The organism is Kitasatospora sp. GP82, assembly GCF_029892105.1.
Classification (GTDB): Bacteria; Actinomycetota; Actinomycetes; order Streptomycetales; family Streptomycetaceae; genus Kitasatospora.
Genome location: NZ_JARZAJ010000041.1, coordinates 1 through 13,979, shown reverse-complemented (window position 1 = coordinate 13,979; position 13,979 = coordinate 1). Strand labels below are relative to the sequence as shown.

General features: G+C 69.3%; 18 protein-coding genes and 4 pseudogenes. 12 read left to right on the top strand and 10 right to left on the bottom strand.

Annotated elements, in window-relative coordinates; translation table 11 throughout:
- The first annotated feature begins 411 nt into the window (after nucleotides 1–411).
- Both P3T39_RS29790 and P3T39_RS29785 read left to right on the top strand, forming a co-directional pair.
- Nucleotides 412–585 carry a hypothetical protein gene (locus tag P3T39_RS29790; protein WP_280702311.1) on the top strand — a complete coding sequence of 58 codons (174 nt, stop codon included), beginning with the start codon at nucleotides 412–414 and terminating at the stop codon, nucleotides 583–585.
- Between the two features lie 92 nt (nucleotides 586–677).
- Nucleotides 678–1,136, top strand: a complete 459-nt coding sequence (locus P3T39_RS29785) for an SRPBCC family protein (RefSeq protein WP_280702310.1) — start codon at nucleotides 678–680, stop codon at nucleotides 1,134–1,136.
- A gap of 357 nt (nucleotides 1,137–1,493) precedes the next feature.
- Here the strand turns inward: P3T39_RS29785 and P3T39_RS37650 are convergent.
- The 3 pseudogenes from P3T39_RS37650 to P3T39_RS29775 form a co-directional block, all read right to left on the bottom strand.
- A pseudogene (locus P3T39_RS37650) lies at nucleotides 1,494–1,619 on the bottom strand (glycoside hydrolase family 15 protein); the annotation flags it as partial.
- Between the two features lie 53 nt (nucleotides 1,620–1,672).
- Nucleotides 1,673–2,137, bottom strand: a pseudogene (locus P3T39_RS29780) (FAD-linked oxidase C-terminal domain-containing protein); the annotation flags it as partial.
- Nucleotides 2,130–2,797, bottom strand: a pseudogene (locus tag P3T39_RS29775) (thiamine pyrophosphate-binding protein); the annotation flags it as partial. The pseudogenes P3T39_RS29780 and P3T39_RS29775, both read right to left, overlap by 8 nt.
- A gap of 277 nt (nucleotides 2,798–3,074) precedes the next feature.
- On the opposite strand from P3T39_RS29775, the gene P3T39_RS29770 reads away from it, so the two are divergent.
- The gene (locus P3T39_RS29770; RefSeq protein ID WP_280702309.1) at nucleotides 3,075–3,716 is read left to right on the top strand and encodes a carbonic anhydrase; all 642 of its coding nucleotides are present in this window, start codon (nucleotides 3,075–3,077) and stop codon (nucleotides 3,714–3,716) included.
- A 40-nt stretch (nucleotides 3,717–3,756) separates the two neighbouring features.
- Here the strand turns inward: P3T39_RS29770 and P3T39_RS29765 are convergent, their stop codons facing one another.
- A complete protein-coding gene (locus P3T39_RS29765) occupies nucleotides 3,757–3,942 on the bottom strand; it encodes a hypothetical protein (protein WP_280702308.1) in 186 nt (61 codons plus the stop codon).
- Between P3T39_RS29765 and P3T39_RS29760 the strand changes: the two genes are divergently transcribed.
- The gene (locus tag P3T39_RS29760; RefSeq protein ID WP_280702307.1) at nucleotides 3,941–4,129 is read left to right on the top strand and encodes a hydrophobic protein; all 189 of its coding nucleotides are present in this window, start codon (nucleotides 3,941–3,943) and stop codon (nucleotides 4,127–4,129) included. The two genes, P3T39_RS29765 and P3T39_RS29760, sit on opposite strands and share 2 nt — an antisense overlap.
- Before the next feature lie 201 nt (nucleotides 4,130–4,330).
- Here the strand turns inward: P3T39_RS29760 and P3T39_RS29755 are convergent, their stop codons facing one another.
- The 4 genes from P3T39_RS29755 to P3T39_RS29740 all read right to left on the bottom strand — a co-directional run bounded on the left by P3T39_RS29755 (nucleotide 4,331) and on the right by P3T39_RS29740 (nucleotide 6,953).
- The gene (locus P3T39_RS29755) at nucleotides 4,331–5,236 is read right to left on the bottom strand and encodes a SigB/SigF/SigG family RNA polymerase sigma factor (protein WP_348534402.1); all 906 of its coding nucleotides are present in this window, start codon (nucleotides 5,234–5,236) and stop codon (nucleotides 4,331–4,333) included.
- Between the two features lie 160 nt (nucleotides 5,237–5,396).
- Entirely contained in the window at nucleotides 5,397–5,948 is a 552-nt protein-coding gene (locus P3T39_RS29750) for a type 1 glutamine amidotransferase domain-containing protein (protein WP_280702306.1), read from the bottom strand.
- Nucleotide 5,949: 1 nt separating this feature from the next.
- Nucleotides 5,950–6,303 carry a DoxX family protein gene (locus P3T39_RS29745; RefSeq protein ID WP_348534401.1) on the bottom strand — a complete coding sequence of 118 codons (354 nt, stop codon included), beginning with the start codon at nucleotides 6,301–6,303 and terminating at the stop codon, nucleotides 5,950–5,952.
- 221 nt (nucleotides 6,304–6,524) lie between these two features.
- Entirely contained in the window at nucleotides 6,525–6,953 is a 429-nt protein-coding gene (locus P3T39_RS29740; RefSeq protein ID WP_280702305.1) for an STAS domain-containing protein, read from the bottom strand.
- A 130-nt stretch (nucleotides 6,954–7,083) separates the two neighbouring features.
- Between P3T39_RS29740 and P3T39_RS29735 the strand changes: the two genes are divergently transcribed.
- The 4 genes from P3T39_RS29735 to P3T39_RS29720 all read left to right on the top strand — a co-directional run bounded on the left by P3T39_RS29735 (nucleotide 7,084) and on the right by P3T39_RS29720 (nucleotide 9,085).
- Entirely contained in the window at nucleotides 7,084–7,440 is a 357-nt protein-coding gene (locus tag P3T39_RS29735; protein WP_280702304.1) for a MarR family transcriptional regulator, read from the top strand.
- A gap of 90 nt (nucleotides 7,441–7,530) precedes the next feature.
- Nucleotides 7,531–8,073 (top strand): DUF6328 family protein, encoded by a 543-nt coding sequence (locus P3T39_RS29730; protein WP_280702303.1) that lies wholly within the window; start codon nucleotides 7,531–7,533, stop codon nucleotides 8,071–8,073.
- Between the two features lie 158 nt (nucleotides 8,074–8,231).
- Nucleotides 8,232–8,732: an ATP-binding protein gene (locus P3T39_RS29725; RefSeq protein WP_280702302.1), complete on the top strand. Its 501-nt coding sequence runs from the start codon at nucleotides 8,232–8,234 to the stop codon at nucleotides 8,730–8,732.
- 179 nt (nucleotides 8,733–8,911) lie between these two features.
- A complete protein-coding gene (locus P3T39_RS29720; RefSeq protein ID WP_280702301.1) occupies nucleotides 8,912–9,085 on the top strand; it encodes a CsbD family protein in 174 nt (57 codons plus the stop codon).
- Between the two features lie 313 nt (nucleotides 9,086–9,398).
- Here the strand turns inward: P3T39_RS29720 and P3T39_RS29715 are convergent.
- Nucleotides 9,399–10,185 (bottom strand): annotated as a pseudogene (locus P3T39_RS29715) (SDR family oxidoreductase); the annotation flags it as partial.
- Nucleotides 10,186–10,216: 31 nt separating this feature from the next.
- Here P3T39_RS29715 and P3T39_RS29710 point away from each other — a divergent pair.
- From P3T39_RS29710 to P3T39_RS29695, 4 genes are all read left to right on the top strand, one after another.
- Nucleotides 10,217–10,429 carry a hypothetical protein gene (locus P3T39_RS29710; RefSeq protein WP_348534400.1) on the top strand — a complete coding sequence of 71 codons (213 nt, stop codon included), beginning with the start codon at nucleotides 10,217–10,219 and terminating at the stop codon, nucleotides 10,427–10,429.
- Nucleotides 10,430–10,625: 196 nt separating this feature from the next.
- Nucleotides 10,626–11,189 carry a trehalase-like domain-containing protein gene (locus P3T39_RS29705; RefSeq protein ID WP_280702300.1) on the top strand — a complete coding sequence of 188 codons (564 nt, stop codon included), beginning with the start codon at nucleotides 10,626–10,628 and terminating at the stop codon, nucleotides 11,187–11,189.
- A gap of 503 nt (nucleotides 11,190–11,692) precedes the next feature.
- Complete coding sequence (locus P3T39_RS29700) at nucleotides 11,693–12,253, top strand: hypothetical protein (RefSeq protein ID WP_280702299.1); 561 nt, start codon at nucleotides 11,693–11,695, stop codon at nucleotides 12,251–12,253.
- A 48-nt stretch (nucleotides 12,254–12,301) separates the two neighbouring features.
- Nucleotides 12,302–12,859 (top strand): hypothetical protein, encoded by a 558-nt coding sequence (locus tag P3T39_RS29695; RefSeq protein WP_280702298.1) that lies wholly within the window; start codon nucleotides 12,302–12,304, stop codon nucleotides 12,857–12,859.
- A gap of 233 nt (nucleotides 12,860–13,092) precedes the next feature.
- Here P3T39_RS29695 and P3T39_RS29690 read toward each other — a convergent pair.
- A partial coding sequence (locus tag P3T39_RS29690; protein ID WP_280702297.1) for a transposase occupies nucleotides 13,093–13,979 on the bottom strand: 887 nt, incomplete at its 5' end.

Below are 13,979 nucleotides of genomic sequence, written 5' to 3'. Positions count from 1 at the left end.
CTCTGCGAACGTCTGACCCCGGTCTCGGTGACCAGGGGCGCGTGGGAGGTGCTCTTCGGGCGGGATCGGTAGTCATCCCGCGCTCTTCGTCCTGGGGCCGGTGCCTGCAGGCAATGGCCGCCCGCACGGGTGTGGGCCGCATGGGGCGGCTGACCGCTGGGCGGTGAGGCAAACCGGCGTTGTCGCCCGGATCGGAGCCTAGGGGTGCGGGACAGGCCCGCAGCCCGAGACCGCTGCCTCCGCGGCCCCTGCACCTGGTCGAACGTCGCCTGCCCGGGGCGGGGACACAACGCCGGGCGGGTCCGATCGGGTGAGACCGGCGTGTCGGGCGCGGCCGCGGTGTGCCGGGAGAGGGTAAGTCCCTGCCGGGCGGCAGCGACCCGCCCCTGACGGGACGAGAGGTGATACGTGATGGGGAACGGCGGGGACGTGATCGATGAGCTGATGACCGACCACGGCGAGGTCGAGGAGATGTTCGCCCGCATCCAGGCGATGACCGGCCAGGGTCAGCAGCTGCGTGACAAGGAGATCGAGGGCCACAGTCGCGTCGAGAAGATCCTCAAGCATTCCTGTGAAGCCCAGTAGGCCTTGCTGTTGGCGTCAGGGCGTTAGCTCCCGGAGTACCGGGGCACACGCACGATCGGGAACGACAACAGTGCGACCGAAGGAGCGAGCCCATGAGCATCGTGCAGGAATCCGTCGAGGTGGAGGTGCCGCTGCACACCGCCTACAACCAGTGGACGCAGTTCGAGGACTTCCCCCGCTTCATGGAGGGCGTCAAGGAGGTCACCCAGCTCGACGAGCGGCACAACCACTGGAAGACCAGCGTCGCCGGGGTGAGCCGCGAGTTCGACACTGAAATCGTCGACCAGCTGCCCGACCAGAAGATCGCCTGGCGCACTGTGGGCGGCGACGTCCAGCAGATGGGCGTGGTGACATTTGAGCGCCTGGACGACCAACACACCACCGTCCGCCTCGCGATGGACTTCGCACCCGAAGGCGTCACCGAGAAGGCCGCGGACGTGATGGGCATGGTCGACCGACGCGTCAAGGGCGACCTGCGGCGCTTCAAGTCCTTCATCGAAGACCGCGGGACGGAGAGCGGAGGCTGGCGGGGGCGGATCACACCCGGCTGACGCGACAGGACCCCGGGGCGGTGCTGCCAGCAGGGCGGCGCCGCCCCATCGCCGCGTCCGGGCTCGGGACGAAGCACGTCAAGGGAAATGTCCACACACTGGTGCTCGCAGCACTCGCAGCACTCGCAGCACTCGCGGCCTTCGAGCCGACATCTGGCCCCGTCGCCCTTGGAGCGCACGGCCCGCCCCCGACGGCCCGGCCGTGCAATCCGGCCGCCATCGCACCCTCACCGACCCTTCCGACGCGCCACACCTGGTGTCGCATGCACCGGCCGACGCTGACTTGATGGTGCGCGCACGGGCTCCGTTTCGAGCACCGTCGCCCGGCGGGCACCGGGCAGGACCGTCACAGGGGGCTCAGCGCGGCGGCGCGAGCCGGGAGGCGGCTTCGAGTATGAGCGCGTGAACGAACGCCTGGGGCAGGTTCCCGCGCAGCTGGCGCTGGGCGACGTCGAACTCCTCCGCGTACAGGCCGGGCGCGCCGCGGGTGGCCCGGTTGCACCAGCAGCGCCTCCGCGGCCGGCACCTCGCCCGACACCGCGGGCCTGTCCATCACCGTGCTCGCCCGACAACGATCCGCCGTAGGAGGCGACGAGGTCGGCCGCTTCGAAGAGGAACGCCCGGAACGCCTCGACGCCCTTGCCCTCGCGCAGCTCGAACGGGATCCGCGTGTGCACGCAGCCCTGCCCGAAGTGCCCATAGAGAGAGGCCTGTTGGTAGCCGTACCGATCGAAGAGCCGCTCCAGGTCACGCAGGTAGGCGCCGAGCTTCTCAGGGGCGACCGCAGAGTCCTCCCAGCCCTCCCACGTCTCGGAGCCGTCCGGCGGCCGGGCGGTCACGCCCAGGCCCGCCTCCCGGGCCTTGAGCATCTCGTGCTCCCGCGCCGGATCGTCGGAGAGCGCCACCGCCGGGTCGTCCTCGTCGCGGCCCAGCGCCTGCAGCAGCTCGTACGCCTGTGCGTCGGCCTGCTCGTTCGTGTCGCCTGTGAACTGGATCGGCACGGGCGTGCCGTGCGCCCTGCCCGATCAGCATCGCGACCTTCTCGCCGGCATTGAGGACCTTCGCCGCGCGGGCCAGATCCTCCTCGGCCGGGACGGGGGCGTAGTAGGGGACGCCGAGGCTGGAGGGGACCTGCTTGAAGGCGTGCGCCGGCGGCTCGTAGTCGAGTTCCTGCACGTCGGCCGGGATGATCACCGCGGTGGCTGTGCGCCGGGGGCGGCCACCCGCATGGCGCGGTCCAGCACGTTGGGCAGCTGGGCGGGGACGGTGACCATCTCGCAGAACTCCGAGGCCACGTCCTTGTAGAGAGTCAGCAGGTCGACTTCCTGCTGGTAGGAGCCGCCCATCGCGCTGCGGTCGGTCTGCCCGACGATGGCGACCACCGGGACGTGGTCGAGTTTCGCGTCGTACAGGCCGTTGAGCAGGTGGATCGCACCCGGTCCGGAGGTGGCCGCGCACACCCCGGTCCGTCCGGAGAACTTGGCGTAGCCGACTGCTTCGAAGGCGGCCATCTCCTCGTGCCTCGCCTGGATGAAGCGCGGCCGGTCCTCGGCGCGGCCCCAGGCGGCGAGCAGCCCGTTGATGCCGTCCCCGGGGTAGGCGAAGACGTGCTCGACCTCCCAGTCGCGCAGGCGCTTGAGCACATAGTCGGAAACCTTCATCACCCAATTCCTCCACTGTGCGGTCCTGGCACCTCGGGGCACCGGGTCGGCCTATGAGCACGGCTAACCGCTGGCGCCGCGATGAAACCGGCGGACGTCCGCATCAGCGGCGGCGGGCGCCCGGGGCTGCACCTAATCGGGCGCTTGTACCGACGTCTGGGCCTGGCCACGGGCTCCGCCCGTGGGTTAGCCCATGATCGCCGTTTCGCTCACCAGATTCCCCACCGACCGGGGACCTGTCGGCGTAAGGGGTGCAGTCCGGTCCTAAGCTGTGATCATGTCCAGCTCTGATCTGCTCGCCCCCGGGGATGCGCTCGACGTACTGCTGCGCGGCAATCAGCGCTTCGTGTCGGGCACGCCGGAGCATCCGAACCAGGATGCCGCACGCCGTGCCGCGCTCGCCCCCGTTCAGAACCCCTTCGCTGTCCTCTTCGGGTGCTCCGACTCCCGCCTGGCTGCCGAGATCATCTTCGACCGCGGGCTGGGCGACCTGTTCGTCGTGCGGACTGCCGGCCACGTCATCGGGCCGGAAGTGCTGGGCAGCATCGAGTACGGCGTGAGCGTCCTGGACTGCCGGTTGGTGGTGGTACTCGGTCACGACTCCTGCGGCGCGGTGGGAGCGGCCAGCGCCGCGCTGGAGAACGGGCTACCACCGGCGGGGTACGTGCGTGATGTCGTGGAGCGGGTCACCCCAAGCGTGCTGGCGGCGCGCGCGGCCGGGTTGGAGCGGCCCGAGGAGCTCATCGAGGCGCACATAAAGCACACCGTGGATCTGATGCTCGACCGGTCCAGGGTGCTCGCCGAGCAGGTCGCAGCTGGTCGTACGGCTGTCGTGGGCCTCTACTACGGGCTGGCCGACGGCACGGCACGGATCGTCGCCGTCCGAGGCATGGAGGTGGCTGTCCCTCCTGGGCCCTGAACCCGGCACGGGACGGCGCCTACCTGAGAACGAGTTCGCCTCACCGCTCACTCGCGCCGCTGCGGTGCCCGATTGCGTCGCGAACCACCGCCTCCAGGTCGATGAGCACGCTCGGATCAACATGACCTCGATGCTTGCCGCTCTCACCACCCAGGCCTGAGCGGCCGCGTGACGTGTAGGGAATGTGTTCGCGGGCAGACGCGAGCGGCGAGGAGACGGTACTCATGATCGCATTGCTGCTCGTTCTTCTGGTGATCATCGCCCTGGCGGGCGCGGGCTTCGCCCTCCACGTCCTGTGGTGGGTCGCGGTGCTGGTGCTGTGGCTGCTCGGCTTCGTCGCCCGCGGGGCCTCGGTCGGCGGGGTCCTGCACACCTGGGGCTTCGCCATCTACCTCGCCAGCCGCGACGGCTAACAGGACAACGTCCTGCCCAGCGGCTACCCCGCCGGATCACCGGAAGAAGCCCTCGACTGCGCGTGCCGCCTCTACCTCAACGACCCCACTGCCTGGACAAACGCACCCTCAACGATCTAACGCGGTGCAGCACTAGCTAGTGGTCCCGCTGCTGACACCGTGCCGCGACCGGGTCCCCACGCGACTTCTCTCGGCCCCGCGTCACCCGGCGTGCGCGGATTCGCTCCCGGCGTCCTGACCACCGGCCAAGCCCGCGCGCAGGACCTGGAAGCTGTAAGCGAGCAGCCGGGAGACGTGCATCTGGGAGATCCCGAGGCGCTGCCCGATCTCGGCTTGGGTGAGGTCCTGGGTGAACCGCAGGGCCAGTATCGTGCGCTCCCGCTCAGACAGTGCGGCTATCAGCGGTTTCAGGGACTGTACGTCCTCCACCAGGGCGAGCGCCGGGTCGCAGCAGCCCAAGCGGCACTCCCGGGTGCTGTCCGCGTCCCCGTCGTCCAGCGGCGCGTCCAGGGAGGTCGCGGTGCGCGCGGTGGCGGCTTCGAGCGCTTCGACCACCTCGTCGTGTGGCAGCGCGACGTATTCGGCGAGTTCCTGTGTGCTGGGCGCCCGACCGAGGTCCTGCTCCAGTTCGTCCGAGCCCTTGACGACAGCGAGCCGGGCCTCCTGAAGCCGTCTGGGCACGTGCACCGCCCAGGTCGAGTCGCGGAAGAACCGGCGGATCTCGCCGATGATCGTCGGTAGGGCGAACGTGGTGAACTCCACTCCACGGTCCGGGTCGAAGCGGTCGATGGCCTTGATGAGACCCACGGTGCCGGTCTGGATGATGTCGTCCATCGATTCGTGGCTGCTGCGGAAGCGCCTGGCCGCGAACTTGACCAGAGAGACGTTGAGTTCGATCAGCGTCCCACGCACATAGGAATGCAACTCGGTGCCCTGCTCCGTCTGCCGCAGGCGGAGCAGGAGGACGCGCGACAGCTCCCTCGCCTCGGCGGTGCTGACGGCCAGTGGATCGGCGATCTCCGGCAACCCGTGCCGGCGGGGGGAGAAGCCTGAATCGGTGCCTGTCCTCGGCTCGTTCTCCGGCGCCACCGTTCTCGGCATGGACATTGAGCGTTCCTTCCTGGTACCCCATCGCCATTTCGACCCTGCCCACGCGCTTCGCCCAGCGCGAGGCCTTCGCCGCGCGAGTAGTGAGGCCGGGCCGCAGACATGCACGCCGGGTACCTCTCACCACACCGCGACGTCGCCCTGCGGCGGCGGTCAGCCGCTACGAGCCGAGGTGCTCGATCAGCGTCTTGCCGAAGGCTGGCAGATCGTCCGGCTTCCGGCTGGAGATGAGGACGTTCGGTCCCTGCGTACACACATGGACCTCCTGGTCGACCCAGGCCGCGCCGGCGTTGAGCAGGTCGGTGCGCAGGCTGGGCCAGGAGGTCAGCGTCCGGCCGCTCAGCACTCCGGCTTCGATGAGCGTCCAGGGGCCGTGGCAGATCACGGCGACGGGCTTCCCTGCGGCGAAGAAGGACCGGACGAAGTCGACGGCCTCGGAGTTCACGCGCAGGAGGTCGGGATTGGCGACCCCGCCAGGCAGGACCAGGGCATCGAAATCGCCGGCCGACACCTCCCCGGCCACCGCGTCCACCGGGAAGGTGTCGCTTCGGTCCAAGTGGCGGAAGGCCTGGGCCGTGCCGGGCTCGGTCAAAATCAGCCGGGCCGTCGCGCCCGCCTGGGTCACCACCTCCCAGGGCGCGGCCAACTCCTGCTGCTCCACACCTTCGGGTGCGACCAGAAAGGCCACCTTCGAGCCTTGCAGATCGGTCATGTCAGTCACCTACTTTGTGGGAGATGCCGCGGACGCGCTGCCGGGCCCGCCAGGCAAGCGACGGGCCGGAACCGGTGTCGGCGGCGGTGATCAGCAGGCCGCCGAGCATGGAGAGGTTCTTGAGGAAGTGGATCCGCTGCTGGGCGCGCTCCTGCTCGTCCTCGGCCTCCCAGAAGCGGTGGCCCGCCCAGGTGACCGGGACGAGGGTGACAGCCAGCGCCAGCGCCGACACCCGCGTGAGGCGCCCGGACGCAAGGAGCACGGCGGCCACGACCTGGACACCCGCGTTGAGGCGGATGGCGGTGGCCGTGTCGGCGGGTACGGCCGGAAGGCGGTCGGCAAGGGAGTGGACCACCGGGTCAGCAGCCGGAACGACGTTCTCGGGCTCGGCCAGTGCGTGTGGGAACCGCCGTAGAGGAACATCGAGGCCAGCATCGGCCGCGCACAGGTTCTGAGGATGGACATGTCGGTTGCCGCCTCTCGCTTGCTTGACGATGTCTGGTGACCGAGCCGCGTATGCCCGCGATGGGGCTCGCGACTCACTCCGGCGACCGAGCTGTCCACCATCGAACGCGATCACGCATGCCGACTCGCTGCGCCATTGATGGAAGCGCCGAGCACTTCTCGGGTACCGGTGAGGTCGATGAGCCGCGACATCCGGGGGCTCACGGAGCTCACTCGTACGGCGCATCCGGTCGCTGCGGCGCGCCTGCGCACCCATAGGAGGACGTTCAGACCGGCGCAGTCGCAGAACGAGAGGCCCGCGAGGTCCAGTTCGAGCCCCACGGGGTACTCCTTCAAGGCGGTCGCCATCGCGTGCCGGAACGCGTCAGCGCCGTCGTAGTCGACCTCGCCAGCCACTGCTGCCAGCGCCGAACCGTCGGGCTTTCCGGTGAGCTCCACGGTGAACCGGGCGGCCGCCGAAGGTGACCCCAACTGCCGTGCGCCCGCAGCGGTTGGCGAAACCAGTGAAACCGACTGCTGGCGCACCTGGTGACGGGACATGGACGTTCTCCTCCCGCAAGAGGAAGGGTTCTACGACCGATCGTCTGTCTGCTATCGAAGTATGTCAAGGAATGCACGAAAATTTGTGCACATATTTGAGGGCGCGAAATGCCGATCGTACGATGGCAAGGTGGACACAAATACCGGCAGCCACCGGCCGTGGACGTTTCTGACCAACCACGCCCGGGTGCTCTCGCTGATCGCCAGGGATCCCGGGATCCGGTTGCGGGACGTGGCCGCGGCCTGCCAGTTGACCGAGCGCGCCGTGCAGACGATCGTCGCCGACCTGGAGGCGGACGGCTACCTCACGCACTCGCGAGAAGGGCGGCGCAATCGCTACCAGGTCACACCTCACACTCAGTTGCGGCACCCCGCCGAAGCCGGCCGCACCGTAGCCGCCCTACTCCAGCTGCTCGACGAGGAACCCGCTACCACCAACGGCGAGCCGGACCAGCCACCTGAACACCCTGCCGAGCGGGATTCGTGACGCCACGGCTCCCCCGCTCCCGCACAGGGTCCTTCACTCGCGTTGCTCATCACCTCGGGCCAGAGCCCCTCAATCCGAGGAGGCCGTTGCATGAACACCGAACCGCAGCGGGCAGGGACGTCATCGTGCAGCCCGGAAGGCGGCCCCGGTCGTGAGGAGACGGCCGAGGAGCGGGCGGACCGGCTGTGGAGCGAGATGCTGCAAGAGGCCCGCGTCTGCCAGACCGGTGCCCAGATCCTCTTCGGCTTCCTGCTGAGCGTCGCGTTCACACCCCGCTTCGCGTCGCTGGGAGGATTCGACAAGAGCCTGTACGTCGTCACCGTCATCCTCGGCACCTGCGCCACCGCAGCGCTCATCGCCCCCGTCTCCTTTCACCACTTCTTCGCCGGGCACGACCTCAAGACGGAGCTGGTCCACGTGGCCGGCAAGCTCATCGACTGCGGAATGGTCCTGCTCGGCCTCACCATCGGAGCCGCACTCCTCCTGCTGCTACGGACGGCCACCGGCCACCCGCTGCTGGCCGGGATTCTCACCGGCTGCGTTCTGGCCTGGTTCGCCGTCTCATGGCTCGTCCTGCCTCTCCTGACCCTGCGCCGAACCGAGCGCAACACCCGGCGGCAGCACACGTCCTGAGCCGTGAGCAAACTCGGACTCGCCGGCGTGCCGTTCCCACAGGCGCGAGGCCTCGCGTGGGAGATCCAGGTGTGGAACCGCGCGTCGTGGGCAGGCGCGAACCGAAGCAACCTCGCCGCGCAAGGCCAGAACCAACGGGACCAGGCGGAGGTGACGGGGTGAACAGCATCGCGAGAACCCGAACCGACGGCGACCGCCGCGGGTTCGGCGATGCACGCCGTCTCGACCTTTCCACCGCGCAGCACGCGGTCACCACCGCTCGCGACTTCACCCGCGACGTTCTCGCCGGATGGGAGCTCGGCGAGCGCGCCGGAAGCGACGCTGTTCTCGTGGTCTGCGAGTTGGTCGCGAACGCCGCACAACACACCGGGGGCCCCCGGGCACTACGTCTGAGCCGCTCCAGGACGGCGCTGCGCATCGAGGTCAGCGATACGGATCCCGCTGCACCAACCCCCCGACCCCCAGGCGTCGGCCGACCCGGCGGGTACGGGCTGATCGTACTCGAGCGGCTGTGTCACCGCTGGGGCAGCGATCCGCATCCTGCCGGGAAGACGGTCTGGGCGGAGATCCTCCTCACCCCACCGAGACCCGGCCGTTCTCCCGTCCAGGTGTCGACGCACCAACCTCGGCAACCTCAGCACCCGAAAGCCGGTTCGTGAGGCACTGGAGCGCCCTGGGGTCAGTCCGTGCCGGTGGAAGCCGCCGGCTCCGGCAGGAAAACCCGGCACCGGGTAGCGCCGGCCTCTGCATGAACGCCCCCGTTCGGGGAACGCGCGCCGCACGTAGAGCCAGCCGGTCCGGGCGTCGGCATCATTCAGCATCACCGAGGAGAACAGCCATGAGCGGCGAGGACAAGGTCAAGAACGTCGCCGAGAAGGCGAAGGGCAAGGCGAAGGAGGCGGCGGGCAAGGCGGTCGGCAATGAGCGCTTGACCGCAGAGGGGAAGGCCGACCAGGTCAGCGGCGACGCCAAGCAGGCGGGAGAGAAGATCAAGGACGTCTTCAAGCACTGAACCATCCCGAGGAGGGTGCCTGTCGTTTGCACTGGCGGGCACCCTCCGGAGAGGGAGCGCGATGCGAATTCGACTCCCCGGACCGAATGCCGGGGGCCGGGGTCGCGACAACCCGCGATGTACCCGCACCGGCGCAGCGTGGGTCGGCACGACCCTGTTCGCGCTGGTGCTTCTGATCTTGTTGATCTTCGTTCTCGAGAACGGCGACTCCGTAGACGTGGCGTTCTTCGGCGCCCACGGAAGCATCCCGCTCGGGGTCGCGCTGCTGCTGGCTGCGGTCTTCGGCATCCTCCTGAGCCGCGAGAGCACCGTGATGGCGCGAGGCCCACGCCTGCACGCTGTGCTCACGCGCGCGGTCATCGAAACGGCCGTGCGCACCGTAGTCCTCGTCCATGTCGACCTGCTCCCACAGGTTCGTGGGCTCGTCGCGGCGCCGCCGTTCCGTAGTCTGCTGCGAGTCGAAGCCGGTGCGCGCCAGATACCGGTCCAGCAGCCCGGGCACCACCGCGTTGGCGACCAACGTCGTCGCGGTGCTACCGCCCACCCAGTACTCGCGGCGCCCCGGGTGATCCGCCGCATACACCACGGCCCGGGCCGCCAGCTCCGGCTGGTAGATCGGCGGCACCGGCTGCGCGCGTCGCGGGAGCCGGGAGAGCACCCAGTCGAACTGCGGGGTGTTCACGGCCGGCAGCTGGACCATGGTGCAGCGCACGTTCGTGCCCGCGTGCAGGAGTTCGCAGCGCAGCGCCTCGTGCCCCCCCTGCAGGGCGTGCTTGGCGCAGCTGTATGCACTCTGCAGCGGAATGCCCCGGTACGCGATCGCCGAACCGACCTGCACGATTGTGCCGCTGTCACGCGGCAGCATCCCGGAGCGCGGCCCGGGTGGCATAGACGTACTCGAGGTAGGTCACCTCGGCGACACGGCGGAACTCCTCCGGCTCGATCTCCACGTCGATCGGACCGACTTCGCGCTCGGCCATCTCGGCCGCATGCTCGACGGCCTTCGGATCCGCCATGTCGGCCACGACGGCGACGGCTTCGGCGCCCGAGGCACGGGCCTCCGCCAGTGCGGCGTCCAGGCCGGCCCGGCCCCGTCCGAGGTCACCTTCGTTCTGCCCGCGGACCATAGTTGTGGACCGGTCAGCGTGGTCGGCGACTTCAACGACTGGCAGCCCGGCAAGCAAGCACCCCTTCGAGAAGCGTGCCGACGGCACGCGCGCTGTCACCCTCATCCTCCCGGCAGGGCAGCGGTTCCGGTTCCGCTACCTCGCCCACGGCGACTACTGGTTCGACGAGGACTGCGCGGACGGGCAGGACGGGCACAACAGCCTGCTGAACACCTGACGACCTGCGCAGCGCGCGCAGGTCTTGGCGCGGGTGTCGCGAGTCTGGCTGCCCTGTAGGGCGAGGAGCTCCTGCGGTGCCAGCACCGATCGGATCCGGCATGCCGGATCCCCGCGTCAATCCGAGCAGCCAATCCATAGGCAGGCGCGCAGTGGCTGGTCAGACGCTCCGTCAGGACGACTTCCCCACTCACACGTTGCGCGACTACGCTCTGCTCGCGGATGGAGAACGCGGCGCGATCATCGGACTCTGGGGCGACCTGGTCTGGATGTGCGCTCCGCGCTGGGAGTCCGATGCGGTCTTCTCCCGCCTCATCGGTGGTGAGGGGCTGTATGCCGTCACTCCCCGCGAGCGCTTCGCATCGGGCGGCTTCTACGAGGAGAGCACGCTGATCTGGCGCAGCCGGTGGGTGACCACCGGTGGAATCGTCGAATGCCGTGAATCGCTGGCCTTCCCGGGAGACCGGCACACGGCGGTGATCCTACGGCGCATCATGGCGGTGGAGGGCGAGGCCCACGTCCGTGTGGTCCTGCAACCCTGCGCCGGGTTCGGCTCCTGGCCGTTGCGCAGACTTCGGCAGCAGCCATCAGGTGTGTGGACCGCCCGAAGCGGGAAGCTGAAGATGCGTTGGACCGGGCGGCAGCGCGGCGAATGCCGAGCCGTCCGAGAGCAGGCCGGTCCGACTGACCCTGGATCTGACCCTCGGAGCCGGCACCTGCCACGACCTCGTCCTGGAGGTCTCGAACACCGGACTCGCTGAACCGGTGGATGTGGGCCGGGCGTGGGCCGCTACCGAACGGGCATGGAGACGCGCCGTACCGGCTCTGGATAATATCCTGGCTCCCCGCGACGCCCGACAGGCGTACACCGTGCTGCGAGGACTGACCAGCGCTGACGGTGGCACGGTGGCCGCACACGTGTCCTGCTCCTCCAGGGGGCGGCACCCGGAGGATCCCTCACGCTGCACAGCGACGCCGGGCCGGAGGTCCTGCGCGCAGTGCGGACCCTGCTGAGCGGCTACTGAGGCCGACCCCCCCGGCTCCGGCGTCGGAGGCCTCGCAGGTCAGGCAGCGGCCGCTGACCAGCCGAACGGTGATGTACCGGCCACAGCGGATGGCGCTGGTGATCGGCTCGCTGAGGACCAGTCCGGCGGTCCAGCCCGGATCGGCCAACGGGCTCAATCTGCCGGAAGACCTTCGCTCCGGCGTTTCGACCCGCCAATTCGGGGCAGCGGCTGGCTACAAGAGTCTCAAGGAGGACCCGATGTCCACAGGGAACCTCATTGCGATCATCGTCCCTATCGCGGTCGTTCTGATCCTGCTCGCCCTCGCAGCCTGGTACCTCACCCGCCGCCGTCGGCTACAGGAGCGCTTCGGACCGGAGTACGAACGGACCGTCCGGCGCTCGGAGAGCCGATTCGCGGCCGAGCGCGACCTGCGCGCCCGCGAACAGCGCCACGACCGGCTGGACATCAGGCCGCTGCCGGCCCCGGTCAGGGACCGCTACGCCGAGGACTGGACCCAGGTGCAGCAACAGTTCGTGGATCAGCCGGGCCAGGCGGTCCAGCAGGCCGACCGACTGGTGACCGTGCTCATGCGCGAGCGCGGCTACCCGACGGAGGGGTACGAGCAGGAACTCCGGGACCTCTCGGTCGAACACGGACGCACTCTGGAGCACTTCAGAGCTGCTCATGCGGTCAACGAGCGGGCCGGCAGCGACAAGGCGACCACGGAGGAGCTCCGAGGGGCGATGGTGCACTACCGCGCGCTCTTCGACGAACTGCTCGGCGACGGCAACGGCCGGACGAGCGGCGGCCGGACCTGAGACATCCGGGCGGTGAGCGCACACGAATGCGGAAACGAGATGAGGCAGATGAAGTACGAAAACCGGCCCGGGGACGACGAAGGCCGCCTGACCACCGAGGATCTGGCCCGTTCCCGCACCACCGATGACGAGGAGCTCGGGGCTTCGGCGCAGAAGGACACCGAGAGCCGGGACGACCGACCCGTCTTCCCCGGGGAGGCCACCGACACGGGCCTCAGCCGGGAGGACGAAGAGGCTCCAGTGACGGACGAGGCGGAGGCGCAGGCCGGACCGGCGACGGAGGAGCCGGCCGAGACGCGGGACCGCGCGACCGGCGAGGGCCACCCAAGGAGCGAGGAACAACCGCTGTTCTCCTCGGAGGACGAGCACGAAGTCCGGGACCGCTGGCAGGAGATCCAGAACGATTTCGTCGACGACCCCCGACAGGCGGTTCAGGCAGCGGATGCCCTCGTCGCGGACTTGATGCAGCGGCTGGCCGGCTCGTTTGCCGAGCACAAGGAGCGGCTGGAGCAGCAGTGGAACCGCGGTGACGAGGTCCAGACCGAGGATCTGCGGCTGGCGCTTCAGCAGTACCGGTCGTTCTTCAACCGGTTGCTCAGCAGCTGACTGATTGGGCCCAGGCCGAAGGCGAGCCCTCGCGCGATGCCACCCGGTGGTCCGCCGGCGTTTCCCGGCGGACCACCTCTTTCGGACCGGGCCCTCGAATTCCCGGCCAGGCCCTCGAAGGCACGAAGGCGTGCCACCGGGCGTGAGGAGCGCGACCACCATGTCGACAGATGCCATCGTCCTCCCCAGGGAGCATCACCGGGAGATCCCTCGTGTTTCGCACTTGCTGGTGATCACGTTCCGGCGATTGCCCAGGCAGTGAGGACGGCCCGGATTTCTTCGGGTTCTGGCTGGTGGAGGCATGGGCCGCGAAAACGGTGGGCGATGATGACGCGGCGGAGCTTGGCGGTCATGTCCTCGAAGGACGGCTGGGTCTTGGTGGTGTACCAGCGGGCCCGAGCGCGATGCTCTTCGGTATCGGCAGGCTGGTGGCCGGCCAGTGCGTACCAGGCGATGACCACTGTGTAGGCGAGCAGGCCGAAGGGGACGGTGCGTTGGACCGCGAGGATGGTGCGGTTGCGGGCCTCGCCGACGCCGAGGGTCTGGCGGGCGTCGAAGAAGGCGGTCTCGATCGCCCAGCGGGACGCGTAGCGTTCAACGATGTGCTCGGCGGGGCTGGTCAGGTCGGTGGTGACCAGGGCCAGGCCGTAGTCGCGGTCCGACCCGGTGCCGGGTCCGCAACGCTCGTCCCACACCAGGACCACGCGCACCGGCTGGATGTGGAACGAGCCGTACCACAGGCAGACGCGGTCGGCGATCAGGACGGCGTCTGTGCGCCCGTAGCGGCGGATCTTGACGGGGCGCCAGTCCAGCAGTTGGGAGAGGTCGGCCGGGGTGCCCAGGCGTGGGCCTCTCGTGCGCGGGCGGCCTTTCTTCCCGGTGCGCGGGGGCGGCAGTTCGTGCAGCACGGACGTGGTCTTCAGGCGGCTGGTCCACGTGATCTGCGGGTTCAGTGCGCGCAGGTGCTCACCGACGTAGGCCGCGTCGCCGACGGCGTGCACGGTGCGGTCGGGGAAGTGGGCGGCGAGCGGTTCCACCATCTCCCGGGCCAGAGCGATCTTCCCGGTGCGGCGGGGCCGCCAAAGTCGGGCCAGGACCGGCAGGCACATCGGCCGGGACA